Below are 25,509 nucleotides of genomic sequence, written 5' to 3' on the forward strand. Positions count from 1 at the left end.
TCTCTTGGTCATACGTTGTATACGACGAACACCTTTCGCACGGTCTCGGTGACCGTCCACGTACCCTTCCATCCGATTGGGAAGATTGCGCTCGTACCGGCAATGAGGTGTACGGGATCGCCGTCGTCCTCCTCCACGGTCATGGCGCCGGAGACGATGGTGATGATCTCGCCGCGGGTGAGGAACTCCCACCGTGACTTGCCTGGTTCGCTCTCCCAGACTCCGGATTGAATGCGGCCGTCGTCACTGGTGAACTCGACGTCTGCACGAGTGATGATGTCTCCGCCGAGTGGCTCTGCACTGGGTTGGCCGAGCAGTGCTTGCTGAAAGATCCCGCTTGCGCTGTTCAACTCTGCGGCGCGGAAGGTAACGGTCACAATTCGATCCTGACTTTCGTAACTCATGTGAATTATCGGACTTGTCGATGATGTCGTGTGTCAGTCGAGCCGGGATAGGTTCACTTGTCGCATCTTTCGGCAGTTCGCTCGTACAGATGTCGAAAGTGCGATCGACCACCATTCAACCGGGGTTCAGGGAACCATCTCACGCCGAAACATGCCCGAGCCCATGGCGAAATTCCCCCGCGTCGGCGATCTCGGACGGGGGTGATCGGTTGCGTGGGGGGCTTACGTGGTGGACGCAGTCAACGAGGTGATGAAGCGCTCGGCTGCCGCGTCGACCTCGGCGTCAGGGGTGAGCAACCGCTGCAGCAACAGTCCTCGCAGACACGCGGTTGCGATGATGCTCTGCTGCTGTGCATCCACCGCTGTGGATCCGTCGCGAAGGGCTGCCTCTTCGAGGAGATGTGCCAGATCATCGAGGTCGGTGACGAACTCTTGGAATGCATTGTGCTCGTACACCGCAAGTCCGACCAGGTGAAAAAAGGCACGGCTTCGATCTTCGCGCTCGGCGTTCGAGTAGAAGCTCCAGATCGCCCTGCACAGAGCTGTGAATCCGAGATCTTTGCCGATTTCGGCGACGGCGAGGTTGTCACGGCGCCGGGCCTCCGACAGCACGGCAGCGAGAAGGCCCGGTCGAGATCCGAAGTGATAGGTCAGCAGCGTGTGGTGCACTCCGAGCCGCTCAGCTACTTGGCGCATCGACAGCTTCGGACTTGGGCCGGTTTCACCGAACTCGTCGAACAGTGCCTGTAGCAGTCGCTCTCGACCCTCCCCAACCGGCGATCTCACATTACCTCCATTGACGAATTCACCACTGTTGAGTACCGTACCGCACATCGAATTCACCAGTGTTTAGGAGAGTGGTTTCTAATGCTCGGGAGGTCCCTTTGACTGACATATGGTTTGCCGGCGGAATGGTCGCGGATGGATCGGGTACCGACCCTGTCGCGGTCGATGTGTGCGTGAGCAACGGCCTTGTCACGGCGATCGGACAGGTGCCGTCGGGTGCGACGACAGTCGACCTCGACGGCATGCTTCTGACTCCAGGGCTCATCGATGCCCATGTCCACCTGGGCCTTTCGAGCCCGATACGACGGCAGTTCGGGTTTGAGCTCTCGGCAGCCGAACTCGCTGCGGATATCTTCGGCGCTGCGGGACAGGCCCTCGACGCAGGCTTCACCACGGTGCGAGACGTCGGTGGTATCGACGGCGGAGTCGTCGACGTCATCGCCAGCGGCAAGGTTCGTGGTCCGCGTGTCCTCTCGTGTGGTCCGGTGCAGTGCCAGACCGGTGGGCACGGCTATTACGGGGCTTCGTGGGAACCGACTGAGCTGTGGAACATGCACCACGTCCCCGGGCTCTGCGCCCTGTCTTTGATGTCGGGTAATGCCGACGAGCTACGACGCAACGTGCGCGAGTCGTTCCGCCGAGGCGCAACATTTCTGAAACTGTGCGTCACCGGCGGTGTCGTCGGAGGCCACGACCGCCTCACCGACACACAGTTCACCGTCGAGGAAATCTCCGTGGCAGTGGAAGAAGCAGCGTCGCGCGGCACCTACGTCACGGTGCACGCGCACAACAATGCGGGCATTCGCAACGCAGTGCGGGCCGGTGTCCGGTGCGTGGAACACGGCACCGACATCGACGCGGAGACTGCCCAGTTGATGCGCGAGCACGACGTGGCTCTGGTCCCCACCTTCGCCGTGGTCGAGCAGTTGACGGACACCGAGAGCATGGACCTGGACCCTGCAATACGAGAGCGCGCCGCCGGAGTCCGTCAGCGCATGGCCTCCGCACTCGAGGTCTCTCGCGCAGCAGGCCTGAGGATCGGCCTGGGCTCGGACCTCATCGGGCCGCACCAGCAGCGCCGAGGCGAGGAGTTGCGCTTGCGCGCCGAGTTGGAGTCGCCGATGCACGCACTCGTGTCGGCCACCAGCGTCAACGCCGACATCCTCGGTATCGGGGAAACCGTCGGGACGATCCGCGTCGGAATGCAGGCGGACATGGTTGCCTGGCAACGAGACCCGCTCCGAGACGCCAAGGTGTTCGCCGATCCGGACATGGCTGTTCTCGTCGTGAAGTCCGGCCGCGTAGTGAAGGGAGAGGTTCGATGAGCGCAATGCTGCACGGTTGCCTTGCAGACACGGAGTACTTCGAAATAACGGCGAAGTCGGGGCACAGATACGGCGTCTGGGTGACCACACCCCCCGGCTACGCGGACTCCACGGATTCCTTGCCGCTGATCTACGTGATGGACGGCAACTTGGTTGTAGGGTTCACCGCCCCGCTCATCGTCACGCAGGCAGACCCGTATCTGACGATCGCTCCGTACATCCAGGTCAGCGTCGGTTATGCCGGTGAAGAAGCCGTCAACTGGGCACGGCTACGCAACCGCGATCTCGTGCCGCCGGGGGAACCGGTAGGCGACGAAATGCTGGCTACTCTTGCCGCTGCTCGCGACTCGGGTGCAATGACCCAGGAGTACGTAGACGCCTACCTCGAGGAGCTGGCAGATACCCACGCGGATGTCTTCCTCGACTTCCTGACCAACGAGCTCCACCCTCATCTGTGCTCGTCGGAGCTACGTGTCAGCGAGTCCGGGCACGGTCTCTTCGGCTACTCCTACGGAGGCCTTTTCACCCTCTACGCATGGCTGCGCGACGCGGCCCCATTTGCGACCTTCGGTGCGGGTAGCCCGGGAGTTGTGAATACAGACAGCCAGATCCACACAATGGTTGAGGCCCTGCCAGAGCGTGGCGTGGGCTCAGTTGTGCCGAAGTTGCACGTCACGCTGAACGAAGTCGAACTGACAGGGCCCATTCCGATCTATCGCGGACTGGCACGCAACGTTCTCGCTGTCGTGGAGAAGTTGCACGGCAAGGGTCGGTCGCAGGATGTTTCGACCGCGTTGTTGCGGGAGACCCACGTCACCGGGATACAGGCATCTTTCCTCAGCTACTTGAAGACCTGCCATGCACGTTAGCTGTCCGTCCCGGAGACGATGTACCCACTGACACGTTCGACGGGCGATTTTCCGTAGACGCCGTTGAAGGAGAAGTCGGCTGTGGGTGTCCACCACGTGGTGGACACCCACAGCCGTGTCTATTCAGTTGTCGCGGCTATCGATTGAGCGGCCTGATTGCTCTCACGTGAAGTGGCACTGCCTGTTGGTGCCAGAGCGGTACGTGGGTGCGACGTTGCCGCTGATTTCCCCGCTCCGACATCGATTCGAGGATTTCACGTCGAGATTTCTGGTCGGTGCCGCTTCTCAGAAGTCAGGCACCGACCAGAACAGCACAACGACTCACACGGTCGGACAGAAGATTTCGTCGTTCCTACGACAAATCTCCAAGCCGGACAACACTTCTAACCCATAACGGTTCCGGTCGACTCGGCATTGGGTGCTCGAAGGCGGGAGAATGCTCCGAGGTTGATTTCGAGCCCGGTGTGGGTCCCGACATAGGTCACGGGATCAGCGTCATGATCGTGTCCGGCTTCCACCTTGTCGATGATCCTCGACATGAGGCGTCCAGCGATGGGTGCATTCTTGAATTGGTTTCCGCTGGTGCCCATGGCGACGTAGAAACCTCGTCTATCTGTCTTGTCGTAGATCGGGGTCCAGTCGGATGCTGCGTCGTACACGCCGGCAATACCTTTCGGTTGTGACGGAACCTCCAGGGTGGGAAAACGCCTGGCGGCGCGGAAAACCTGCGCTTCGAACCGGGCAACAGTGCGATTCGGGTTCGCGGTATCAGGATCGTCGATCCACTCGAGCGGATCGCACTCCGGTTCGGTTCCCCCGACGAGGAAACCGTTTCCAGGTTCGGCTCGCATGTAGGTGCCGAGATCCAAATCGGCGATCATCGGGCCGAGGATCTCGCCGTCGTTGTACCCAGTGGGTGCGGTGACATGATGGACTTCCTGACGCAAAGGCCGAACCGAAACCTTGAAGTCGGAGCCGACATTCGACAGCTTGTTGAACGCTCCCGACCAGGGGCCGGCAGCGTTGACGACAATCTTGGATTTCACACTTTCCCCGTCGTGGAGCCCTAGCTGCCAGATGCCGTCAGGCAACTGCTCGACTGCCACTACACGCGTGTTGTATGCGAAAACCGCACCGTGCGAACGCGCTGCCGCAGCAAGATTCGCGGCGGCCAGTTGCGGGTCGTCGACGAACCCCGCCTGAGGTGTGTACAGCGCGCCGAGCGTGGTTTCCGCATCTGCGAAGAAGGACTCCGAGCCGACTGGCTTCGGGGGATAGTATTTACCGGCGTCGATACCGGGAATCTTTTCGACGAGTGTCGTTGCGTCCCAAAGCTGGTAGTCGATTCCGATCTTCTCGAACAATCCGATCGTGCGCGCGTGGGGTGCGACGTCGACGTCGAGCAGTGCCATCCCGCATTGCCGAAACTTCGCAAGCGCGCCGTCGACTGTCGCGTTGAGATGCTCGTTCCAGTTTTGCCAGCAATGCAGCGACTCCCAAGCCGCAGCCATACCGTCGAATGTGGAGTAGTTGAACCGGATAACCGCACTGGATGCACTGGTCGAGCCGTAGCCCGGACCACCAGACTTGTCGATGACCAGGACTTCGTAGCCTCGAGCGGCCAGTTCGTAGGCGATGGAGCTGCCGATTACTCCAGCTCCGACCACAACTGCGTCGGTCTTGTTGGTAGGCACTTTCGGCCCCTCCTTCTTGTGGCTTCGCCAGATCGAAAGCGCATCTTTTCGACTGACGAGCTTGGGTTCTTGGTAAATCTGACGGTTACGACCTCCTCTGGAGAGCCGCACCCCGACCTCTCGGAATGGGCACTGCCTTGCCTGATTTCGCACCTGAAGGTTCAGAAGAGTCCGTCATCCTCAACTCTTGCTCGGCGGCCGTCGGAACGCTATCGACAGCTGCGCAAAAAATCGCAACCGTGGCGCGCCCGTTGTCAGAATTGTTTCGTCGAACTGCCCCGCGTGGCAGACCAGTTTTTCGATTCCGGAATCCCTCGCCACAGAATGGGAAGTGCGATCAAGGCGATGGCGGTTGCGTAGAAGGCCGGCGACAGCTTCCTGTGGCGTTGACCAACGATGCGCACACCAGAGGCGCAGTTCCCGCAAAGAGTGCATACGCGACGTTGTAGGGGATTGCTGTGCCGGTGAATCGCGCATGTGTCGGCATCATTTCGAGAATTACGAGCAAAGCGGAAGCAAGTAGGGCGAGCGCGACGACCAGAGCGGCCAGGGCAACGGCAATCGCGAAAGCATTCCCGGTGCCGATGAGCATGTAGCTGGGCACCGATACGAAAACTGACATCACCATGCCGATTCTGACGAGAGGTCTCCGGCCGATTCGGTCGACCGTGGCGCCGAAGAAAATGAACAGCGGGACTGCGAGAACCAAAGCGCCGGTTGTCATCAGTAGTGCAACCGTGCTCGAGACATCGGCTGAAAGAACCAGAAATGTCGGCATGTAGCCGAGCAGCATATGAGTAACGACACCGAGCGAGGCGAAATACACGAAGGACGTGAGCAGAGTCCGCCAGTGATTGCGGAACAGATCTGCGAGCGGGCGGGTTGGAAGGGAATCGTTTTCTTGCATTTCCTTGAACGCCGGAGTCTCCTCGACGGCAAGCCTCATGAACAGACCCACCATGGCGACAACGCCTCCGATGATGAACGGCCAACGCCATCCTCCGTCGGCAAAGGACTCAGTGCCGACCAAACTGAATGACAAGACTGTGACCGTGGCCAAGATGCTGCCGATGAACGACGAAGAGCTGATTATCCCTGCGTACAAGCCGCGGCGGTGGGATGGCGCATGCTCGACGACGAAGGTGGCAGCACCGGTGTATTCGCCGCCGGCCGAAAATCCTTGAACCAATCGGCACAGCAGCAGCAACAGCGGTGCGGCAACACCGATCGAAGCGTATGTCGGTAGGAGACCGATTGCCGCCGTCGAGCAGCCCATGAGCGTAATTGCCAGGGACAATGATCTCCGTCGGCCGAGGCGGTCACCCAGTCGTCCGAAGAAAATGCCGCCGGCAGGTCTGGCCAAGAATGCGACTCCGTAGAGAGCGAAGGTGGCAAGCAGTGCGCCACTGCCGAACTCCGGAGGGAAGAACACAGTCGCGAGAACTGCGGCAGTGAAACCGTAGATCGTGAAATCGAACCATTCGACGATGTTGCCTGTCGCGCCGGCAATCAGGGCCCTGCGGCGTGCCGATCGACGTTCAAGTGAAGTCCCGGTTTGATGCTCTACAGGAGCATTCGCTGTGCCGGTCATGATGATTCCTCTCGGGATATGCTGAATGGCAACGGTTTTGCGACGTCACGGTCGCCGATGTCATTCGGAGGCATTCGAAATTGAAAGAGGTCGGTGGGATCCGACGTTGAACTGGCGAACGTAGGTCGTTGTCGATTTCGGGTCAGAGGCGACTTTTCCTGAGGGAGATCGTGCCGGCCGGCCTCGGGCCACACTATGCAAATCTCATAGCTGCAACAGATCTCGTCGCTGCTGAACGTCCGACCTGTCGGTGCCACGTCTGCCGGGTTGCAGACCGAGTGAAGACGTTCCGGTTCTCGAGTGCTTCGGCATGAAGCGAGCTTATGGTGCGAAAGTTAGTTGCATCACTGGCATTTGTGCAAATTGCCGACGACAAATTTGGTCATATGTTGCAAAACGGAGAGTGCAACTCGTACAGTTCGACCATGGCCGGAGAACTACAGCATTTGGTGGACACCACCGGGCGCCGACTCGACCGTTCCGTTGCGATCGATGATGCACAGATCCGTCTACTCGCGTACAACTCGCATGACAGTGCCGTCGATCCAGTCAGAATGAATTCCGTTCTACAGCGGAATGTTTCACGTGAGATCGTAGACTTCATCTACTCGAGTGGAGGTCGTGAAGCCCTCGATGTGTTCACTGTTCCCGTCAACGAGGAACTAGGGCTGACCCTTGGCCGGGTCGGGATGCCGATCCGGTACCGCAATGCGCTGCTGGGCTTCGTCTGGCTGCTGACTTCGGAGGGTGACGTTGACGGGGATCAAGCCGAGGTCTTGAGACGCACGGCTGACGCGGCAGCGACGATCCTTCACCGCGAACAGCTACTGGACGAGTTGTCCCGGAGTCGGGAGCGGGAACTTACTCGCGACGTACTTTCCGGCGAGCGGTCGCTGCGCGAGGACGCGGCAAACCGGTTGGACGAGGAGGGCTTGTTGGCTGCGGGTCCAGCAGTCGTGGTCACTCTGTTGCTCCGTCCTGTCGACCAGTCGACATTGACCGAAAGAGATCGTCTGAGTGTTGCCGTCGGCGTCGATCAGCTTCGGCGGAGGCTCCCGCGGAACAGTGCAATCCAACTCGACCGCCCCGACCACAGTCTGCTGATCGTATCGGTGGCCGAACGCTCGACGCATACCGATCTGGACTCGCTGATCGTGGCAGCCCAAAAGCGAATCCTGTCTGAAAGTGGCCGCCAGAACCTGGAATGTTGGGTTGGTATCGGTGAATCGCGAACCTCGGTCGCAGACGTGCGCGAATCCTACGAAGAGTCCAGGCGTTCCGCAGATGTGGCCCAGGTCGTCAAGGTGCTCGGAAATGTTGTGCGGTATCGGGATCTCGGTGTCTACGGACTTCTTGCCGAACTGTCGGAGGATCGGCTCGAGAACAGTATTCATTCTGGGTTGCAGTCCTTGCTGAGCCATGAGGACACCAAGAGTGAGGCCCTTCTCGCGACGCTGGAGAGCTTCTTGGACAATGCCGGTGACGTAAAGCGAACGTCCGAGGCGCTCTGTGTGCATCGAGGGAGCTTGTACTACCGTTTGCGGCGAATTCAGGAGATAACACGCGCAGACTTGGCAAACGGCGACGACCGGTTGGCCTTGCATTTGAGCCTGAAAGTCGCGCGGCTGTTAGATCTCCGATGATCCTAATCCGAGGAGAGGGGACTGCGGAAGAATCCAGCGGCTCAATGCAGTTGGCGGATTTCGATCATCAAGCGGGACGCTTTCTGGGGTGGGAAAGGAAGCGCGTCGTACATCGGGCGGGGTGGGTCGGCCCAACCTGCTGAGATGTTCATACGTGTGATCGGGCATCTTCTATTTTCTTGTCGGCAGATGCGACGGAGTGCAACTTTTTCGGGCAGTGAAAGTGCACAATCGTCGAGATGGGTGTCGAGTTGTGTCAAGAAGGCGCGTTTTTGTAAACCGAAATGACGACGAATTTGATCTGAGTTCGGTCCCCCGGTACGCAGATGTTTGCGCGCAAACTGGACTATTTGTTGCCGACTGCAAACAGAGGATTTCGCGTCCATTCCCGTTGGCTCCCTTTACGGTTGGTTTGGATCAGGTACCTGAGTCGGTGCGATTTATACGCGCCCCTGCCCTGCAGGTCTGGTCTGATCTTTCCGAAGTTGGAGTCGCAGAGATATATGTAGTTGTTCGAGATCGTTCCCCCGAAATTGAACAAATGCGCCAGACTGGATTGTGGACATTGATGGCTGCACGTCTATCCACTTGCTTGTTGCTGAGCAGGCTGGTCAGTACGACACGGTATCGGTGACGTTGCCGGCCGAAGCGTCGTCACTGCTGACCCGGGAGCTGTTGTACACGTCGTGAGATCCGTCCGTACGACGGTCCGTGAAAGTCGGATCGATCCCTTCTGCTCCGGTATTCACTGTGGACACTATCGCCAAACGGTGAAATGGTTTTGCCACGAGAACGACACGTTTTTGCCGGCATTCGAGACGACGACCCCGCGCGGATCGACCTCTGGCGGAAGGGGGACCGACCACATCATCTTTCCGTCGCGAGCCCGGATCGCGTGCATGCCGGTGTAGTCGCTGAAGACGAAGTGGTCGCCATCGGTCGCTCCGTTTCGAATCCAGTACGCGTCTTGCCAGGGTGTTTGCCACAGCTGTCGACCACTCTCGACGTCGAGACCCGAGATTGTGCGCGTCTCCGGCGACGTGACCAGGATTGTTTTACCAACCACTGCGGCAATGGCGCTTCCCGTCCCGGCCATCTCGGTATTGATGATTTGTGAACTGCGCCAAAGTTCGTCACCGGACTCCGGGTCGTAGGCGCCGTCGCCGAGAAACATCGGCACCGCTGTCGAGGGCTTACTCGGGTAGGACGACGATGAGGAAGAGGGAATCGGTATCGCACGAATCGTGGATCCGTCGGAAGCCAAAAGGTTTTGGGTTCCTACATAGCCTGATCTGCCGCCGACACTGGTGAGGAACAATCCGTTCCCGGCTGGGACGAGCGAATCACCCTCGAATCTGAATCGTTCTGCGCCGGAATCCAGATCGTAGATTCGATAGCGGTACTGCGGGTCCCCGCCATCGCCCTGTTCCATCGCAATGACAGTGTTGGTGCTCGGGATCGTGTAGACCGATCCGAACTTTTCACTTGGTTCGAAGGTACGAACGAAGTTGGCCGTCACATTGGTGGTGTTGCCGCTGGCAAGAATTCGGGTGCGAACGGTTCCGTCCACTCTCTCGCCGGACGTGTACACAGTGTCTCCGGTGATGGCGGCACCACTGAGATCGAAGTCGGTTCCGAGGTCTGACATCAGAGTTCCGGTCGAGGTATCGACAAAGATCATCCGTCGATCGCCCCAGCACGCGATGATCGTGGATTCGTTCTGTTGGCTGCACTGGCCGATGACTCCGCCGATTCGCGTTTTCCACAGCGGACTTCCGTCGTCGGGATTGACACCGACCAGTGAGACGTCACCGACTCCCTGACTCGACGAAGACTCGTCGGTCTTGGGAAGGGGATAAGCAGTCGCGGCCACCAGCACATCACCGACTTGGTACGCGTTGCCGTAGCCGTAGTAGCGATCGAGGGTGGAAGGCATCGACAGCAGCACGTCGCCGGAGTTATCCGTGAGCGTTCGAACATCGAGTTCCCAGGCTTGTTGCGGAGGATCGGAGAGGTTCACGTCGACAACGCCCTGCTCGACGATCGGACCGCCTGTCTTCTGCTTCTGCGATGCCGCCTCACTGGAGTCGGAGAGTGCCGATACGACGATGAACGCGATCGCCACGATCAACGCCAGTCCGAGGGCGACCAGTTTCCAGTGTTCCTTCAACCGAAGCTGCATCGAAAGACCGTAACCGATCGAGCAAACTGCACGGTTCGTTTCGCGGCCGGCTGGCTTGATCCTTGCCTCGAGATCGTTCCCACGGCCTACCGCGTCAGTGCCGGGTAACGTCTGGTCTCCGACCAAGAGACTGAGGACCGACTGCTGCGCATGGTGAAGGCTCGGGGGAAAGTGCGGATCGTGTGTCGTTATCGCTACCCGTTCCGGCACCCCGGGGACGCTACGGGCCGCACTGACCAAGTATCACCGTGACATCTTCGAGCCCACCCGGTGATCGCGGCACATCGGACCCGGACCTGCACAGCCCGCGCGTGGCGGAGGTCTTCGCTCAACTCTTCGACGCCCATGCCGCAGATCTTCGCCGGTACGTGTGCGCTCGTGCCGGCGAACATCACGCCGACGACCTCGTCGCCGAGGCTTTTGCCGTCGCGATCGATCGTCGATCCACCTACGACCCTGGTCGGGCTCCCGTTCGCGCTTGGCTGTTCGGCATTACCCACACCCTGCTCCGGGCACACTTCCGTTCCCAGGCTCGCGCCGAACGTGCACTCGCGCGGGTACATGGCGAACGCGTCGTGCTCGAGACTGCGCCGGAAGACTTCGTCACGGCTCGGGTGGACGCGTCCCGCCGCCTGGAGGTAATCGCGTCGGCACTAGCCGAACTGACCGAGGACGAACGCGACGTGCTCCTCCTCTCGTCCTGGGCACAACTCGAACCGACCGAGATCGCGGAGATCCTGTCCGTGCCGGCCAGCACCGTCCGGTCCAGGCTGCACCGCACGCGCACTCGCCTGCGGACTTTGCTGCTCGACTCCGAAAACCTCCAACAAGCCTCGGGAGAGAACTGATGGCGCATCCTCGGACCGATCCCCTGGACGACACGTTGCTCGAACTCCGCGATGCACTCGACAAGCCGGATGTCGACGCGTTGGCGGCGATCCGGAATCGGGTCCTCGTCGACGCGGAAGCGGCCGAAAGTTCTCCGCCGGTGCGCGATCGCAGGTTCGCTCTGCGGCGCGTTCCCGCTTCGGTCTACGCCGGTGCCGCGGTGCTCATGGCGGTCTGCTTGGCCGCGGTGCTGGTGCAGTTCACACCTTCAGCGCAGACAGGCACTACGGGTGCTGTGTCGCTGCCGGTGCCTTCCATCGAACTCGCCTCCGCCGAACACGTCCTACAGCAAGCCGCGCGTTCGCTCGAATCGATCGAGATGATCTCCGCTCAACAGGGACCATTTCGACTCGTCGAGGAACACGCGTGGGTCGAACAGGGGATGGAGTACGGATCTCCGTACGAAGCAGGTCCCGACGCTCCACGCAACGGCTACACCTACCTACTCGAAACCCTTTCGCAGCTATGGATTCCGGCAGACGAAACACAGGAATGGCTCGAGCGGCGGTCAACTGGCCAGTCGCGGTGGCTCGGCGGCACCACGCCGGAGAGTGAATCAGCTCTGTACATCGACGAAACCCGAAACGGGGAATGGCGTGCCCGCTGCGGCAGATTCTTCGACGACGATCGCGACAACTTCAACTGCGTTCCGGACGATTGGGACGATCCCAACTTCTATCGGTCGCTGCCCGCTGACCCCGGCGGGTTGCTGCAATGGCTTCGCGACTACACGGCGCCGCGCGGTTCGACGCCGGACGCGATGTTCCACATCGCGATTGAAATACTGAGAGCCGGCATGATGCCGCCAGACGTCAAAGCACAGTGGTATCGCGCGATCGCCGGAATCGATGGTGTGGAGACTGTGGAACAGACCACGCTCGACGGACGGGTCGGAATTGCACTCGGGCTCAGCGGCGTTCACGAGCGTCGCGACTTGATCATCGATCCGGGTACCGGTGAGTTCATCGGTGAACGACGGGTCGCGGGCGCTACCCCGGAAGATCCTTGGATAGCCCCCGGCACCGTGTTGGGGACAAGTTCGATCACTGTCCGGTCCGTCGACGAACTGGGAAACGGATAGAGAACGTGCTCGGTATGACGAAGTGTGGTGGCCTCGTACGCTCGAGACCACCACACCGACGGCGTCAGACGTAGGGCGAGTACGCCGGGAGATCCAACTGACCGTTGCCCGACAGCCCGATCACGATCACCTCGGGTTCGGTGACGGCACGAGCGTGAGCGATGGCGCCGGCAACCGCGTGCGTTGATTCCGGAGCCGGGATGATTCCTTCGGCGCGGGCGAAAATCAGACCGGCCTGAAGTGCGTCGTCCTGATCGACGGCAATCGCATCCATGAGTCCGAGGTTGACTGCATGCGAGACCATCGGCGACATGCCGTGGTAGCGAAGGCCACCGGCGTGGATGGCCGGCGGAACGAAGTCCTTGCCGAGAGTGTGCATCTTGAGCAGCGGGGTCAGTCCGGCGACGTCACCGAAGTCGTAGCGGTACTCGCCCTGGGTGAGGGACGGGCATGCCGAAGGCTCGCAGGCGACCAGGCGAGTCTTGGTGCCTTCGCGAAGGTTTCGTCCCAGGAACGGGAAGGTGAGTCCCGCGAGGTTGGAACCGCCGCCGGCGCAACCGAACACGGTGTCAGGGACGGCGTCGCCGGCTTCTTCGAGCTGGACCATTGCTTCCTGACCGATCACGGTCTGGTGCAGCATGACGTGGTTCAGCACGCTACCGAGTGAGTAGTGTGTGTTCGGATCCTGCGCGGCGACCTCGACGGCCTCACTGATGGCCATACCAAGGGAGCCGGTGGTGTCGGGATGCGACTTCAGCAGTGCGCGTCCGGCTTCCGTGAGATCGGAAGGCGACGGGTGACAGATTCCGCCGTACGCCTCCATCTGGATGCGGCGGTACGGCTTCGAATCGAAGGACGAGCGAACCTGCCACACCTCGACGTCGAGTCCGAGCAGCGCGCCCGCGAACGACAGCGACGCACCCCACTGGCCCGCACCGGTTTCGGTGGTGAGCTTGGTGGTTCCCTCGATTGCGTTGTAGTAAGCCTGCGCGACAGCAGTATTCGGCTTGTGCGAACCGACCGGGCTCACGCCCTCGTACTTGTAGTAGATGCGGGCGGGTGTGCCCAGAGCGCGCTCGAGTCGGTGTGCACGGAACAGGGGTGAGGGCCTCCACATGCCGTAGATCTCGCGAACCGTCTCCGGGATCTCGATGTAGCGCTCGGTTGCGACTTCCTGCGCAATGAGGTTCATCGGGAACAGCGGCGCCAAGTCCTCGGGGCCGAGCGGCTCACGCGTGCCCGGATGAAGGTGCGGGGGAACGGGCTCGGGGAGGTCGGCCGCCAGGTTGTACCAGTGCGTCGGCACTTTCGACGGGACGGAGACGCCCAAGGGCTCGAGCGAACGGTTGAGTGGGGTGGTGGTCAACTAACTCTCCTTCGTGGATTCGGTACCTGATCTTGGCGGTCGCAGCGACGATGCGTACGGCATTTGCCGGATCGGGGATCCTGGGAGAAGCCTGCTGGACCACCCGATATCGGTCCGGGCAGCACGCAGTTGCGGCTGACCGTCAGCGGTCGGGCCACCAGAGGTGCGCAGTGAGCAGGGTCACGAGCCGATCGTACATCGACACTCGCGCCCTGCTCACATCCTTCGTCGGCTCAGCGGAAAATCATGCACGTCGTGGTTCCGTGCGCCACCAACTTGCCGTTCTTGTCGAGGACCTTGCCCTCTGCGGTCGCGGTACGCCCACCCACGTGAATGACACTGCCGTGCGCGGTCAGTTCATCGCCGTCGAGAGGCACGGTGCGGATGTAGTTGAGCTTGAGTTCGAGGGTCGTATATCCGACGCCGGCCGGCAGCATGGTGTGCACAGCGCAGCCCATGACCGAGTCGAGCAGCGTTGCACAGATGCCGCCGTGGACCGTGCCGAGGGGATTGCTGAAATCAGCGCGCGGGGTCAGCGCGAAGCTCACGGATCCTTCGTTGACCTCGCGCATCTCCATCCCGAGGAGGCGCCCGATGCTGGGGCGATCGTTGACCTGAGTCCCCATCCAGCGGAGAAGTTCGAGGCCTGTCATCTGTGCCGGATCGACGGTCGCGGTTGTCTCGTCACTCATTGTTTCATCCCATCACTATGTAGGTCGTCATACATAACGTAGCGTATGAGTCGACGGGTGTACCGACGGCCGAAGGATCTGTGACATGGCAGAGCTGAGCTCACGTGAACGCATGATTCGCAGTGCGGTCGAACTGATCAGCCGCAACGGCGTCGATGCGACGTCCTTCAGTGACGTCATCAAGCACAGCGGCGCGCCCCGTGGGTCGATCTACCATCACTTTCCAGGCGGTAAGACAGAGTTGATGATCGAAGCCGTGCGCGCGGCCGGTGCGATCATCACCAGGCGAATCAGTTCGGCTGCGACCACCGGTTCCACTGCCGACGTGATCGAAGCGGTCGGGGAAATCTGGCGACTCAATCTCACGCGCTCGGACTTCGCGATCGGCTGTCCGGTGATTGCCGGCGGATTGGCGCGCGCCAGTGAACCGGAGGTCGCGGAAGTGGCGGCTGAAGTCTTGCTGGGATGGCAGAAGTTGATCGAATCGCAACTCGAAAACGCGGGTTATCCTGCAGCGCAAGCAAAATCGATCGCAAACCTGACGATCACGTCGGTCGAAGGTGCAGTGGCGGTGTGCCAGACGACTCGAAGTATCGAGCCGCTCGAACAGGTCGTCGCTTCGCTGCAGGGGCTTTCGCGTTCGGAAGCGTGGTTAAGCTGAGCGCTCGGGGGTTGACTTCGGTCGCCGAGTATCCGTAACTTCATGTAACGGCTAATTGGGCAGGAGCGGCGATGACACATTGGTTCGACCTCGAACCGGTCGGTGTCGATTTCTTCGACACGGCACCGCATATCTTCACGTACTCGATCGATCTCGCTGCCCAACCGGATGACGTCTGGGCCGGTCTGACCGCGGACGAACCGTTGTCGTGGTGCCGAATGCTCACAAAAGTTCACTACACCTCGCCTCGCAAGTACGGCGTCGGCACGCGCCGAATCGCGGAGGTGGGCGGCGGTGCGATGCAGATGCGCGAAAAGTTCATCACCTGGGACGAAGAAACGCGTCGGCACTCGTTCTACGTCGAACAGTCGAATGTTCCACTGTTCCAATCCTTTGCCGAGGACTACCGTGTCGACGAACTTGCAGTGGGCTCGAGACTGCTGTGGACCTTTGCATTCTCACCGCGTCCGAAGCTGTCGCTCGCGGTACGCGGCGGTCTGCCGGTCAACTCACTGATCTTCTCGAGCTTCGTGCGCGATACCAAGCGGCACTTCGGTTCTGCGCCCCGCCATTGACCTTCTTCCCCCATTCACGCGAGAGGCATTCATGACCACGCTCGGAGAATCGCTGACTTTGCCCTGCGGGCAGATACTGCGAAATCGGACCATGAAAGCTGCGCTCAGCGAGGCTCTGGGGGACCGGACACATGGACCGTCCGCCCGACTGGAAACGCTGTACCGTCGTTGGGGCAGTGGCGGATACGGGCTGCTGATCACCGGCAATGTCATGGTCGATCGATCGCAGATCGCCGAACCGGGCAACGTCGTGGTCGACGACGATCGTGATGCCGAAGCACTGACCGCCTGGGCCAAGACAGCCAAGAACGGCGGCGCCGAGATCTGGATGCAGCTGAACCACCCAGGCCGACAATCCAACCCGATCGCGAGTAGAGGTCGACCGGTCGGCCCCAGTCCGATCGCGCTGAAGATCCCGGGAATGGCTGCGCCGCGAGAACTCTCGACCGCCGAGATCGAAGAGATCATCAACAGGTTCGCGGAAACCGCTCGCGTCGCCGAGTCCTCGGGATTCGGTGGCGTGCAGATACATGCCGCGCACGGTTATCTTGTTGCGCAGTTCCTTTCGCCGTTGTCCAATCAGCGTACGGACGGGTGGGGTGGAGATCCTGAGCGTCGCCGACGCTTTCTGATCGAAATCGTTCGGCGCATACGCTCTACCGTTGCTCCGGGATTCGCGGTGTCGGTCAAGCTCAACTCGGCTGATTTTCAGCGCGGCGGGTTCTCGGAAGACGAGTCGCGAGAAGTAGTGCGCGCGTTGACCGAAGAGTCGGTCGATCTCATCGAGATCAGCGGTGGCAGCTACGAGTCGCCGGCCATGATGGGTAAAGCGCAGAAGCAGAGCACTCGTGACCGCGAGGCATATTTTCTCGAATATGCCGAGACTGTCCGAGTGATTGCCGGTGACATTCCGTTGGCGGTCACCGGCGGCTTCCGCTCGCGATCGGCGATGATCGAGGCACTCGCTTCGGGCGCGTGCGACGTGATCGGCCTCGGTCGGCCGACGATCACGATTCCCGACGCGGCAACCGTTCTCCTGGAATCGAATCGGGAGCAACTGAACGTCCCCACTGTGGAGTTCGGAGCGCGGAAATTGTTGGGGAAGGTTGCCGACATCTCGATGCTCGACGGTGCACTCGACCTGCAGTGGCACACCGATCAGTTGCACAGAATGGGCGACGGAAACGAGCCGGATCCAGCTCGGCCGTGGTGGAAGACCCTCGGAACCATGGTGAGGCGAAACGGAATCGATGCGCTTCGCCCCACCAAACGAGCGGCTTGATCAGCTCGGCGCACCGATATCGAGTTCATCGGGATGCGCGCCGACGCGTGTGCCGTCGTCGAGAGTATCGATTTCGCTCAGATCGAGATCAGTGAGTTCGAAGTCGAATACGTCGATGTTCTGAGCGATCCGAGCGTCGTGCACTGATTTCGGGATGACGATCAGGTCGTTCTGAAGGTGCCAGCGGATCAGGACCTGAGCAGCAGTCTTGCTGTGGCGGTCACCGATTCGAGTGATGATCGGGTCGGTGAGCAGCGTGTTGGGCTTCGAAGCATTACCCCAACCCGCGTTGCTGGTGCCGCCGAGGGGACTCCACGATTCGACCTTGATCCCGTGCTCGGCGGCCTTGTCCCGGATCGCGTGCTGCGTGAGGTGCGGATGCAGTTCCACCTGATCGACGGCAGGTAACATTCCGCCGCGATCGACAAGAAGTTGCAGATGGTGCGGCTCGAAGTTGCACACCCCGATTGCCTTGGCACGGCCCGATTCCGCGATCTTTTCGAGCGCTTCCCAAGTGCGGAGGAGGCGGTCGTTGTCCTGCAGCGGCCAGTGGATCAGGTAGAGATCGACGTAGTCGACGCCAAGCTTGTCGATACTGGTGTCGAAAGCCTTCAACGCCGGCTCGTAGCCCTGGCACGCATTCCACAGCTTCGTGGTGAGGAAGATGTCCTCTCGCGCGACGGACGAGTTGGCGATACCTCGTCCGACGCCCTCTTCGTTTCCGTATGCGGCTGCAGTGTCGATGTGCCGGTAGCCGGCCTCGTCGAGTGCGAACCGCACTGCATGCTCGGTTTCGTCGTTGGTGGCCTGCCAGACTCCGAGGCCGAGTTGCGGGATCGTGGTTCCGGAATTCAGCGTGATGTCAGGATTGCTCATGGATCAAGGCTAGCGATCTCTAGCCTTCCTCGCCGGGGTCAGAGCGTGGCAGCCGAGTACCCATGTGCTGCTGCAACACTGTCCGACAAGAGCAGACCGTCGTGTGTACTCAGTCCCGATTCCAGACCGGGAACAGTCGCGACGGCGTCCTTCCACCCCTTGTCGGCCAATGCGACGACGTACGGAAGTGTCGCGTTGGTGAGCGCGTACGTCGATGTGCGGGGAACGGCGCCGGGCATGTTCGCAACGCAGTAGAAGACCGAACCGTGAACCTGGTACGTCGGATCGGCGTGCGTGGTCGCGTGCGAGTCCTCGAAGCAGCCGCCCTGGTCGATGGCGATGTCGACCAGCACCGAACCCGGCTTCATGCGCGCGACCAGGCTGTTGGACACGAGAGTGGGAGCCTTCGCTCCGGGGACCAGCACTGCGCCGATGACGAGGTCGGCGTCGAGGACTGCCTGTTCCAGTTCGAGGCTGTTGGACGTGATGGTCTTGACCTGACCGTGGTACAGCTCGTCGATTTCTCGCAGGCGCGCGATCGACAGATCGAGAACGGTGACGTCGGCCTGCATGCCGTATGCCACTGCGATGGCGTTCATGCCGGAGACACCGGCACCGATCACCACGACCTTGGCCGGGCGTACTCCGGGTACACCGCCCATCAGCACTCCGCGTCCGCCGCCGTGACGCATCAAGTGGTAGGCGCCGGCCTGCGGTGCAAGGCGTCCGGCTACTTCGCTCATCGGGGCGAGGAGGGGCAGTGAACCGTCGGAACCGACAACGGTTTCGTAGGCGATGGAAGTGGTCTTCGACGCCAGGAGTGCGTCGGTGCATTCCTTCGACGCGGCCAGGTGAAGGTAGGTGAAGAGCACCTGATCCTTGCGGAGCCGCGAATACTCCTCTGCAATAGGTTCTTTGACCTTGAGGAGCAGATCTGCGTCCGCCCAGACCTGATCGGCGGATCCGAGGATCTGCGCGCCTGCGGCCTTGAAATCCTCGTCACTGAACGAGGAGCCGACGCCTGCACCCGTTTCGATGACGACCTCGTGCCCTCGGCCGACCAGTTCGTGGACGCCTGCTGGGCTGATGGCCACGCGGTACTCGTGGTTTTTGATTTCGCGGGGAATTCCGACCTTCATGACACGGCTCCGAACTGAGTCTGTTGTTTCTTCGAATGGCAGGTGCCAAGCATGAAGTTTCGTCGCCAGATAGTGAAGAGAAGTGAAGATAATTCTCTACGCTGTATTCATGGTGCGCGAAAGTTCAAAAATCGGTATTCAGACGGCTGCCTCGCCGAAGCATGTTCGGGCAGCCATGAGGTTGGACGAGGTCGACCGGGTTCTGCTGGAAGAGTTGGCGAAAGACGCGAGGATTCCGAACAATGCGCTGGCTGCGATCGCAGGAATTGCGCCGTCGACGTGCCTCGGACGTGTGCGCGCCTTGGTGGACAACGGCGTGATCAGGGGATTCCACGCGGACATCGACCCGGCGGCTCTCGGAATGGATCTGCAGGCGATGATCGCAGTTCGGCTGCAGGCCAACGCGAGGTCGCACCTGAACCGTCTCGGTGACGACTTCGCCAAGCTGGACTCCGTGCTCAACGTGTATTTCGTGGCGGGTGTCGACGACTACATGTTGCACGTCGCAACGACGGATTCGGCGCAGTTGCGTGACTTCGTCGTCAACAACCTGTCGGCCCATCCGGCAGTGGCCGCGACCGAGACGATTCTGATTTTCGAGCACGTCAGGCCTCGTGGCGGTACTGCCTGATTCGTTCTCACCCGCGTTCTCACAAGATGGCGGGGCGACGCCCGGACCAGGCGTTCTCGAGGAGTTCGATCAGGCCTGACGCGGTGATCTCACGCGGGTTCGGATACGCGGCGGAGGTTGCGAGTTCGACTGCACGGCCGACCTGATCGTGACTCATGCCCAGTTCTCGCAGAGACGTCGGTCCACCGCACGAGGTGGCGAGGTCGAAAACGCCGGTAGCGGCATCGGATACACCCAGGGCGATTGCTATTCGCGACATCACTTCCGGGACGGCCGGCGCGTTGAACGCCATTGCATGGGGGAGGACAACGGTGTGGGTGGGGGCGTGCGGCAAGCCGAAGCTGCCGCCGAGGGTGTGGCACAACTTGTGATGAAGTCCCATGCCGACTGTGCCCAAACAGGTTCCGGCCAACCACGCGGATTGCAGCAGGTCGGCCCGGCCTTCCACATTTCTCGGATCGTCGACAATGATCGGCAAAGCACGGGCGATCCCGGAGAGTGCCTCGATTGCCATCGAGTCGGTGATCGGATTGGACTCGGCGGAATACAGCGCTTCAACTGCGTGAGCCATCGCGTTGACAACGCTGGTGACGGTGGTTTCCAGCGGCAGATCGAGGGTGAGGTCGACGTCGTAGATGACGGTTTCGGGTCTGATGTGGGGTGACGAGCGAGTTGTTTTGCGTCCGTTCTCGGTTTCACCCAACACCGGAGTGACTTCTGATCCCGCATACGTCGTCGGAACGATGATCTGATCGAACCCCGCTCGCAGTGCGAGTGCCTTGGACAACCCGGTCGCCGAACCGCCGCCGATCGCGACGACGGCGTCGACGTGATGGTTCTGGGCAAGTTCGAGCGCGGCTGCCGTGACTTCGATCGGAGTATGCATCACGGCGCCGTCGAAGCGGACGACGGCCATGTCGCCGAGAGATTCGGTGACGTCGGCGGCAAGCGCGTCCAGTCGACGGCTTGCCAGCACCATCACTCGGCTCCGGCCGAGCCGTCTCACTTCTTCGGCGATCGTGCCGATCGTCCCTTGGCCGAAGACAATTCGAGCCGGTGAAGCGTTGTACGAGAAGGACTTCATGTCATCCCTGCGAAACGGTGGCGTGCATTTCCCAGACGATGACCTCGGCGCCGGTATCGGAGCTGACCTGCTGGCCTCCGCCGCCGGACACGCGTACCGCGTCACCTTGTTCGAGCACTCCGACGCCTTCCATGGCAGCCTGACCGTCGGCGACAAAAACATGCAGGAACGGTGCGTCCGGCAGGGTCACGGGTTGTCCGGGTTGAAGACGAGCGACGTGCATCGCGGCGTACTTGTTCTTGATCCGGATTGCCGAGTGATCGGCGTACGCGTCCATGCCCGAGGCGACGGGAATCAGTCCACCGGCGAGCAATTCGGCGTCGATCTCCAACTGCTCGTAACCGGGCGTGATTCCGGCTTCGTCGGGGACAACCCACATCTGGATGAAGTGAACCGGGTCGCTGTGCTTGTCCGAGTGCGCGCCGGCCACGTCACCGAGTCGCCACGAGTCGTTCTTCTCGGAATGCAGGATGCCGGTTCCGGCGCTCATCCGCTGGGCGAGTCCGGGGTAGATGACACCCGAATGACCCATCGAATCCTGATGTACGAGAGAACCTCTCAGAACCCAGGTGACGATCTCCATGTCCTGGTGCGGGTGGGTGTCGAATCCCATTCCCGGCGTGACGATGTCGTCGTTGTTGACCAGAAGAAGGCCGTGGTGAGTGTTCTTCGGGTCGTAGTGATTGCTGAACGAGAAGGAGTGCTTCGAGTCCAGCCAACCGGCATTGGACTTGAAGCGATCGCCCGATCGGCGGACGTCGAAGTTCGGTTGCGACAACGTGGAGGTCATGGGGTGCCTTCCGAATGGTGTGGGGGAGAGCAAGTTTTCAGAGGACGTGATTGCCGTACATCTCGCCGAGGGGATCTGCGATCAGTTCGAGTCGAGCGCCGTCGGGATCGCGGAAGTACAACGAAACCTCGCTGTGCTCGATCAATACGACGCCGGCCTCGGTCAGTCTGGTGCGCAACTTCGCCCACTTAGCCGGCTCGACGCTGATCGCGATGTGGTGGAGGCCGCCGAGAACCTCTTGGTACGGGCCCACGTCAAGGCCCGGGAAGTCGAAGAAGGCCAGGAGGTTGCCGTTGCCGATGTCGAAGAAGAAGTGCGAAGACCCGGGGTAGTCACGGTTCTCGATCAGCTCGGTGAGAGGGAAGCCGAGGAGATCCTGATAGAACTTCACGGTTTGCTCGACGTCGCTGCTGATCAGGGCCGTATGGTGCAGCCCGCGTGCCATCGACGATGGTCGTTTGTCGGCGGGGATCAGATGCCGATCCCTTATCTCGGCACGGCGTTCCTCGACCTGTGCTGCGTTGTCGACCTGCACTGCGTTGTCGTCGCTCATGGCGCCCGCCTCCCGGTTGGATCTTCACTTCGAACAAGTAGTTGACTGATCAACTACACTGAGAATAGCTCATTTGATTTCGTTGTCAACTACTTCGGATATGCTGGCGTTATGGAATCAACGCGGTGGTTGACCGACTCGGAGCAAACGGCCTGGCGGGCGTACCTGGACTCGACTCGGCTGCTTCAGCGTGTGCTCGACCAGCAGTTGGTGCGAGACTCCGACATCTCCTTCACAGACTTCGAACTACTGGTCGCGCTGGCCGAGGCGCCCGGGCGACAACTGCGCATGAGTGAACTCGCCGACGCCGTAATGGCTACAAGAAGTGGTGTGACCAGGGCCGTCAATCGCTTGGTCAGTGCCGGATGGGTGCGCAGGGTCGAGTGTGTCGACGACAAGCGAGGCGCCAATGCGGAGTTGACCGACTTGGGTTCCGAGAAACTGGCGTCGGCAAGCCCAGCTCACGTTGCCGCAGTACGAGAGAACATGTTCGATCTGCTGAGTCCGCGAGATGTCGAGCGGCTGGGTGTGGTCTTCGGCGAGATGCGTCGTCACCTTCTCGGGGGCCAGTAAGGTAATTGACAGAGCAATGGCCCATTTACGTAGTTGGTGAGGACTGCGAACGGACTGCCATCATTGTGTGGTGACCCGCATTCGTATGTTCGCGACTGACCTCGACGGCACCCTGCTGCGCTCCGATCGAACGATTTCCACGCGCACCGCGCAAGCCATGGAGAATGCGCGGCTGGCGGGTATCGAAGTTGTATGGGCGACGGCCCGCGCTCGACATTCGGTACATACGTTGGCGAGCTCGTGCGGATTTCGCGGTAAAGCTGTGTGTGCCAACGGAGCTGTCATTCTGGACCTAGCCGATGGTACTCCGGAGATCGTCGACACCGTTTCGATCGAAATGTCCTTGGCGGCAACGGCTATGGAGCAAGTTCGCGCACTTGTTCCGGGCGTCGTGTTCGCGAATGTCGGACCCACCCAGTTCTTTGCAGAGCCGGAGTATGCCGCGCTGTGTGAGTTCGCGGACCATCACCGGCACCTGCACGAGATGGTGCTGGCCGATACCTTGCCGCTCGATGTTGAGCCGATGGTCAAGATCGTGGCTCGGCATGCGGAAGTTTCCAGCGCCGACCTGTACCGAACTGCGGTCGCTGCGGGCATCGAGGGTGTGGAGTTGACCCACTCCGGTGCTCCGTACATGGAGATGGCTGCAGCGGGCGTCTCGAAGGCCAGCGCTCTCGCACAGTTGTGCGCGATCGACGGCATCGACGCGTCGGAAGTTGCGGCAGCAGGTGACGCGTTCAATGACGTTGCCATGCTGACCTGGGCCGGAACGGCTCTGGCGCCGGCCAACGCCAGAGCTGAGGTTATCGAACTTGCCGACCGAATTCTGCCCACGAACGACGAGGACGGAGTGGCAAGCTACCTCGAAGAGTTGGTTGAGGGGAGCGGGTTCAGCTGCTGACGGCCTTGGGTCCGGTGCCGATACCGACTCCGCAGTCCGTCATGAATTCGGAGAAGACACGGTCGAAGCGATCCGGGTAGTCCAGGTGTGGGAAGTGTCCGGCGCGTTTGAAGATCTCGACCCGCCCGAGCGGTAGCTCGGCGCGAGCGTTCTCGGTGTGGGCGTTGGGGATGATGGTGTCTTCCTCGCCCCACACCAGTAGCGCCTGCAGATTCTTGAAGTTCGCGAAATGCGGAGTGGCATTGACGGTTTGGCCGTTGTAGTTGATGACGGATCGCGCGGTCGCCAGAAATGCCTGACGTGTCGACGCGTCCGATACCGAAGCAAAGCTCTTTCGGGCCTCGCTCGCGCTGGCACCGAGCTTGAACAGGCCGATCTTGTTGAAAAGTCCGAGCGCTTTGTCGGTCACGTCGGTCAGCGTCCTGGACGCGAGGACGGGAAGTACCAATTCGCTGCCGGGCAGAGTCGCCGCGCGCAGGAGAGGGCTCACCTCCGGGCCGAGGCCGCCGCTGGCCACCAGGCACAGCCGTTCCACGCGGTCGGGGAACAGATACAGCGTCTGCATCGCGATCCCACCGCCGAGTGAGTGACCGACCAGGGTGGCCGACGGAATGTCGAGGGCTTCGAGGAGATCACGCACAGTGGCTGCGTGAGCACTGAGTGAGTAGTCGCCGGCAGGCTTGTCCGACGCACCATGTCCGAAGAGATCAGGAGCGATGACGCGGTAGTGGCGCGAGAGCGTCTCGATCTGCGGCTCCCAGTTGGAGTGCGCGCCCAGCAGGCCGTGAATGAGCACCACAACGGGGCCACTGCCTTGGTCGACGTATTTGAGCTGGTCGCCGTGCAATACAACCGTCTGTAATTGGTCGGTTGCCATGATTGAACCTTTCGGAGCGGCCAGTGTCTGTGGCTGCTCGCGTGTTGTCGGACCGCACCCGCCCCGACGCGGATCCACGGGTATTTGTGACCGGGAGTAACCCCAGTTCCCTCAGTATGCCCACCGAGGGGCCCGATGTCGTCGCCATTGGGCGTGTTGTGACGAACCGTGAGCCGTCGGCTGAGGGGAGACGTACAACTCACCGCCGCTGGTCGGGGCTGTTGATCAGGCGAAATCAACCAGTTTGCCGAAGGTGAGGGCAATGTCCCACGGTGTGACGCCCCAGGTCTCGATGGCTGATACCGCGAAGATTCCGGCGGCCTCGATGGTGTCCTGCGAGGCTGGTGCCGACACCGAAACACCGGTTTGGCCGTGTGGAACCTCCGGCCAGACGCCTGTGTCCACGGGTGCGGGGGTGGCCTCCGTGACTGCATTGGCCAGGCCCGATTCGTCGACGGTCGTGAAGAGGCAATTCGGCTGGTGCGGAGAATCCCACCCGCCGAGTTCCGCGAGCCAGAATTCGCCGCGTCCAGCAGCGGAGATCGCGATGGACGCGAGTGTCGACTCGAGATCTTCCCAAGCGTCGCCGGTCGGGGCGGACGCCTCGGTGAGCTTGAACGGTGCGGCGAGGGCAGTGCTGTCCGGGGAAGCGAAGCGCGGCTGCACAGTGAGGGTCTGCGTCTGGGCGTCCAAGAATGCCACTTCTCGGAACTTGTTGTCCGGCAGAGCGGTACGGGCGACGAGGCCGCGTCCCAGCAGTTTACCGAGCTCCTCGGGATCGTCGACGCTCCACAAGCGGGTCTCGTCCTCGGACCAAGTGCGAATCATTCCGCCGACGACGGGACTGATCAGCACGGGTTCGAGGTTCGTACTGCCTGTTGACTCGCTCACCGTTGGCTCCCACCGCACGTCGTACCGCCGGACCGGTTCCGAGCGACCAGACAAGTATGCCGCCTTGCTGCTGTGCGCCTTTATCAACCGCCGGCGGTTGTGTGAAGTGTCAGGACATCGTGGACACTTTCATGTGTCATGACCTTCTGGACGGT

Annotated in this window: 26 protein-coding genes; 11 read left to right on the forward strand and 15 right to left on the reverse strand. The window is 61.1% G+C overall.

Annotated features, from left to right (window positions below):
• Positions 1-8: 8 nt before the first annotated feature.
• Both QM716_RS26765 and QM716_RS26770 read right to left on the reverse strand, forming a co-directional pair.
• Entirely contained in the window at positions 9-377 is a 369-nt protein-coding gene (locus QM716_RS26765; protein WP_283307231.1) for a cupin domain-containing protein, read from the reverse strand.
• 249 nt (positions 378-626) lie between these two features.
• Positions 627-1,190 carry a TetR/AcrR family transcriptional regulator gene (locus QM716_RS26770; RefSeq protein WP_283307232.1) on the reverse strand — a complete coding sequence of 188 codons (564 nt, stop codon included), beginning with the start codon at positions 1,188-1,190 and terminating at the stop codon, positions 627-629.
• A gap of 98 nt (positions 1,191-1,288) precedes the next feature.
• Here QM716_RS26770 and QM716_RS26775 point away from each other — a divergent pair, with 98 nt between their 5' ends.
• Together QM716_RS26775 and QM716_RS26780 are read left to right on the forward strand one after the other, a co-directional pair.
• The gene (locus QM716_RS26775) at positions 1,289-2,515 is read left to right on the forward strand and encodes a metal-dependent hydrolase family protein (RefSeq protein WP_283307233.1); all 1,227 of its coding nucleotides are present in this window, start codon (positions 1,289-1,291) and stop codon (positions 2,513-2,515) included.
• On the forward strand, positions 2,512-3,384 hold the full coding sequence (locus QM716_RS26780; protein WP_283307234.1) for an alpha/beta hydrolase: 873 nt from the start codon (positions 2,512-2,514) through the stop codon (positions 3,382-3,384). The genes QM716_RS26775 and QM716_RS26780 overlap by 4 nt, the downstream gene beginning before the upstream one ends.
• Before the next feature lie 383 nt (positions 3,385-3,767).
• On the opposite strand, the gene QM716_RS26785 is transcribed toward QM716_RS26780, so the two are convergent.
• Together QM716_RS26785 and QM716_RS26790 are read right to left on the reverse strand one after the other, a co-directional pair.
• The gene (locus QM716_RS26785) at positions 3,768-5,078 is read right to left on the reverse strand and encodes an NAD(P)/FAD-dependent oxidoreductase (RefSeq protein ID WP_283307235.1); all 1,311 of its coding nucleotides are present in this window, start codon (positions 5,076-5,078) and stop codon (positions 3,768-3,770) included.
• A gap of 337 nt (positions 5,079-5,415) precedes the next feature.
• Positions 5,416-6,669 carry an MFS transporter gene (locus QM716_RS26790; RefSeq protein ID WP_283307236.1) on the reverse strand — a complete coding sequence of 418 codons (1,254 nt, stop codon included), beginning with the start codon at positions 6,667-6,669 and terminating at the stop codon, positions 5,416-5,418.
• A 425-nt stretch (positions 6,670-7,094) separates the two neighbouring features.
• On the opposite strand from QM716_RS26790, the gene QM716_RS26795 reads away from it, so the two are divergent.
• A complete protein-coding gene (locus QM716_RS26795) occupies positions 7,095-8,312 on the forward strand; it encodes a PucR family transcriptional regulator (RefSeq protein ID WP_283307237.1) in 1,218 nt (405 codons plus the stop codon).
• A gap of 611 nt (positions 8,313-8,923) precedes the next feature.
• Here QM716_RS26795 and QM716_RS26800 read toward each other — a convergent pair.
• Both QM716_RS26800 and QM716_RS26805 read right to left on the reverse strand, forming a co-directional pair.
• A complete protein-coding gene (locus tag QM716_RS26800) occupies positions 8,924-9,061 on the reverse strand; it encodes a hypothetical protein (RefSeq protein WP_283307239.1) in 138 nt (45 codons plus the stop codon).
• Between the two features lie 8 nt (positions 9,062-9,069).
• The gene (locus tag QM716_RS26805) at positions 9,070-10,494 is read right to left on the reverse strand and encodes an outer membrane protein assembly factor BamB family protein (RefSeq protein ID WP_283307241.1); all 1,425 of its coding nucleotides are present in this window, start codon (positions 10,492-10,494) and stop codon (positions 9,070-9,072) included.
• Positions 10,495-10,742: 248 nt separating this feature from the next.
• Between QM716_RS26805 and QM716_RS26810 the strand changes: the two genes are divergently transcribed.
• Both QM716_RS26810 and QM716_RS26815 read left to right on the forward strand, forming a co-directional pair.
• On the forward strand, positions 10,743-11,342 hold the full coding sequence (locus tag QM716_RS26810) for an RNA polymerase sigma factor (protein WP_283307242.1): 600 nt from the start codon (positions 10,743-10,745) through the stop codon (positions 11,340-11,342).
• On the forward strand, positions 11,342-12,463 hold the full coding sequence (locus tag QM716_RS26815; protein ID WP_283307243.1) for a CU044_5270 family protein: 1,122 nt from the start codon (positions 11,342-11,344) through the stop codon (positions 12,461-12,463). Before QM716_RS26810 ends, QM716_RS26815 begins: the two co-directional genes overlap by 1 nt.
• A 64-nt stretch (positions 12,464-12,527) precedes the next feature.
• On the opposite strand, the gene QM716_RS26820 is transcribed toward QM716_RS26815, so the two are convergent.
• Positions 12,528-13,829 (reverse strand): TrpB-like pyridoxal phosphate-dependent enzyme, encoded by a 1,302-nt coding sequence (locus tag QM716_RS26820; RefSeq protein ID WP_283307245.1) that lies wholly within the window; start codon positions 13,827-13,829, stop codon positions 12,528-12,530.
• Positions 13,830-14,062: 233 nt separating this feature from the next.
• Positions 14,063-14,521, reverse strand: a complete 459-nt coding sequence (locus QM716_RS26825; protein ID WP_003945940.1) for a PaaI family thioesterase — start codon at positions 14,519-14,521, stop codon at positions 14,063-14,065.
• A gap of 85 nt (positions 14,522-14,606) precedes the next feature.
• Here QM716_RS26825 and QM716_RS26830 point away from each other — a divergent pair, with 85 nt between their 5' ends.
• From QM716_RS26830 to QM716_RS26840, 3 genes are all read left to right on the forward strand, one after another.
• Positions 14,607-15,182, forward strand: a complete 576-nt coding sequence (locus QM716_RS26830) for a TetR/AcrR family transcriptional regulator (RefSeq protein ID WP_283307247.1) — start codon at positions 14,607-14,609, stop codon at positions 15,180-15,182.
• Between the two features lie 71 nt (positions 15,183-15,253).
• On the forward strand, positions 15,254-15,757 hold the full coding sequence (locus QM716_RS26835) for an SRPBCC family protein (protein WP_283307249.1): 504 nt from the start codon (positions 15,254-15,256) through the stop codon (positions 15,755-15,757).
• Positions 15,758-15,788: 31 nt separating this feature from the next.
• Positions 15,789-17,039, forward strand: coding sequence for an NADH:flavin oxidoreductase/NADH oxidase family protein (locus tag QM716_RS26840; protein ID WP_283307250.1), 1,251 nt, complete (start codon positions 15,789-15,791; stop codon positions 17,037-17,039).
• On the opposite strand, the gene QM716_RS26845 is transcribed toward QM716_RS26840, so the two are convergent.
• Positions 17,040-17,915: an aldo/keto reductase gene (locus QM716_RS26845; RefSeq protein WP_283307251.1), complete on the reverse strand. Its 876-nt coding sequence runs from the start codon at positions 17,913-17,915 to the stop codon at positions 17,040-17,042.
• Positions 17,916-17,953: 38 nt separating this feature from the next.
• Positions 17,954-19,054, reverse strand: a complete 1,101-nt coding sequence (gene ald, locus QM716_RS26850) for an alanine dehydrogenase (RefSeq protein WP_283307253.1) — start codon at positions 19,052-19,054, stop codon at positions 17,954-17,956.
• 109 nt (positions 19,055-19,163) lie between these two features.
• Between ald and QM716_RS26855 the strand changes: the two genes are divergently transcribed.
• Complete coding sequence (locus QM716_RS26855; RefSeq protein WP_283307255.1) at positions 19,164-19,685, forward strand: Lrp/AsnC family transcriptional regulator; 522 nt, start codon at positions 19,164-19,166, stop codon at positions 19,683-19,685.
• A gap of 19 nt (positions 19,686-19,704) precedes the next feature.
• Here QM716_RS26855 and QM716_RS26860 read toward each other — a convergent pair whose 3' ends face one another.
• Genes QM716_RS26860 through QM716_RS26870 form a run of 3 tightly spaced genes read right to left on the reverse strand, consistent with a single transcriptional unit; the run spans position 19,705 to position 22,112 of the window.
• Positions 19,705-20,769, reverse strand: coding sequence for a maleylacetate reductase (locus QM716_RS26860; protein ID WP_283307257.1), 1,065 nt, complete (start codon positions 20,767-20,769; stop codon positions 19,705-19,707).
• Between the two features lies 1 nt (position 20,770).
• Complete coding sequence (locus tag QM716_RS26865; RefSeq protein ID WP_283307259.1) at positions 20,771-21,559, reverse strand: pirin family protein; 789 nt, start codon at positions 21,557-21,559, stop codon at positions 20,771-20,773.
• Between the two features lie 37 nt (positions 21,560-21,596).
• Positions 21,597-22,112, reverse strand: a complete 516-nt coding sequence (locus tag QM716_RS26870; protein ID WP_283307261.1) for a VOC family protein — start codon at positions 22,110-22,112, stop codon at positions 21,597-21,599.
• A 111-nt stretch (positions 22,113-22,223) separates the two neighbouring features.
• Here QM716_RS26870 and QM716_RS26875 point away from each other — a divergent pair, with 111 nt between their 5' ends.
• Positions 22,224-22,685 (forward strand): MarR family winged helix-turn-helix transcriptional regulator, encoded by a 462-nt coding sequence (locus QM716_RS26875; RefSeq protein ID WP_283307263.1) that lies wholly within the window; start codon positions 22,224-22,226, stop codon positions 22,683-22,685.
• 70 nt (positions 22,686-22,755) lie between these two features.
• Positions 22,756-23,586 (forward strand): HAD family hydrolase, encoded by an 831-nt coding sequence (locus tag QM716_RS26880; RefSeq protein ID WP_283307265.1) that lies wholly within the window; start codon positions 22,756-22,758, stop codon positions 23,584-23,586.
• Here the strand turns inward: QM716_RS26880 and QM716_RS26885 are convergent.
• Both QM716_RS26885 and QM716_RS26890 read right to left on the reverse strand, forming a co-directional pair.
• Positions 23,576-24,463 carry an alpha/beta fold hydrolase gene (locus tag QM716_RS26885; protein ID WP_003945464.1) on the reverse strand — a complete coding sequence of 296 codons (888 nt, stop codon included), beginning with the start codon at positions 24,461-24,463 and terminating at the stop codon, positions 23,576-23,578. The two genes, QM716_RS26880 and QM716_RS26885, sit on opposite strands and share 11 nt — an antisense overlap.
• Positions 24,464-24,688: 225 nt before the next feature.
• Positions 24,689-25,354 carry a hypothetical protein gene (locus QM716_RS26890; RefSeq protein WP_283307266.1) on the reverse strand — a complete coding sequence of 222 codons (666 nt, stop codon included), beginning with the start codon at positions 25,352-25,354 and terminating at the stop codon, positions 24,689-24,691.
• Positions 25,355-25,509 lie beyond the last annotated feature (155 nt).

This window comes from Rhodococcus sp. IEGM 1409, from assembly GCF_030056735.1.
In the GTDB taxonomy this organism is placed as follows: Bacteria; Actinomycetota; Actinomycetes; order Mycobacteriales; family Mycobacteriaceae; genus Rhodococcus_F.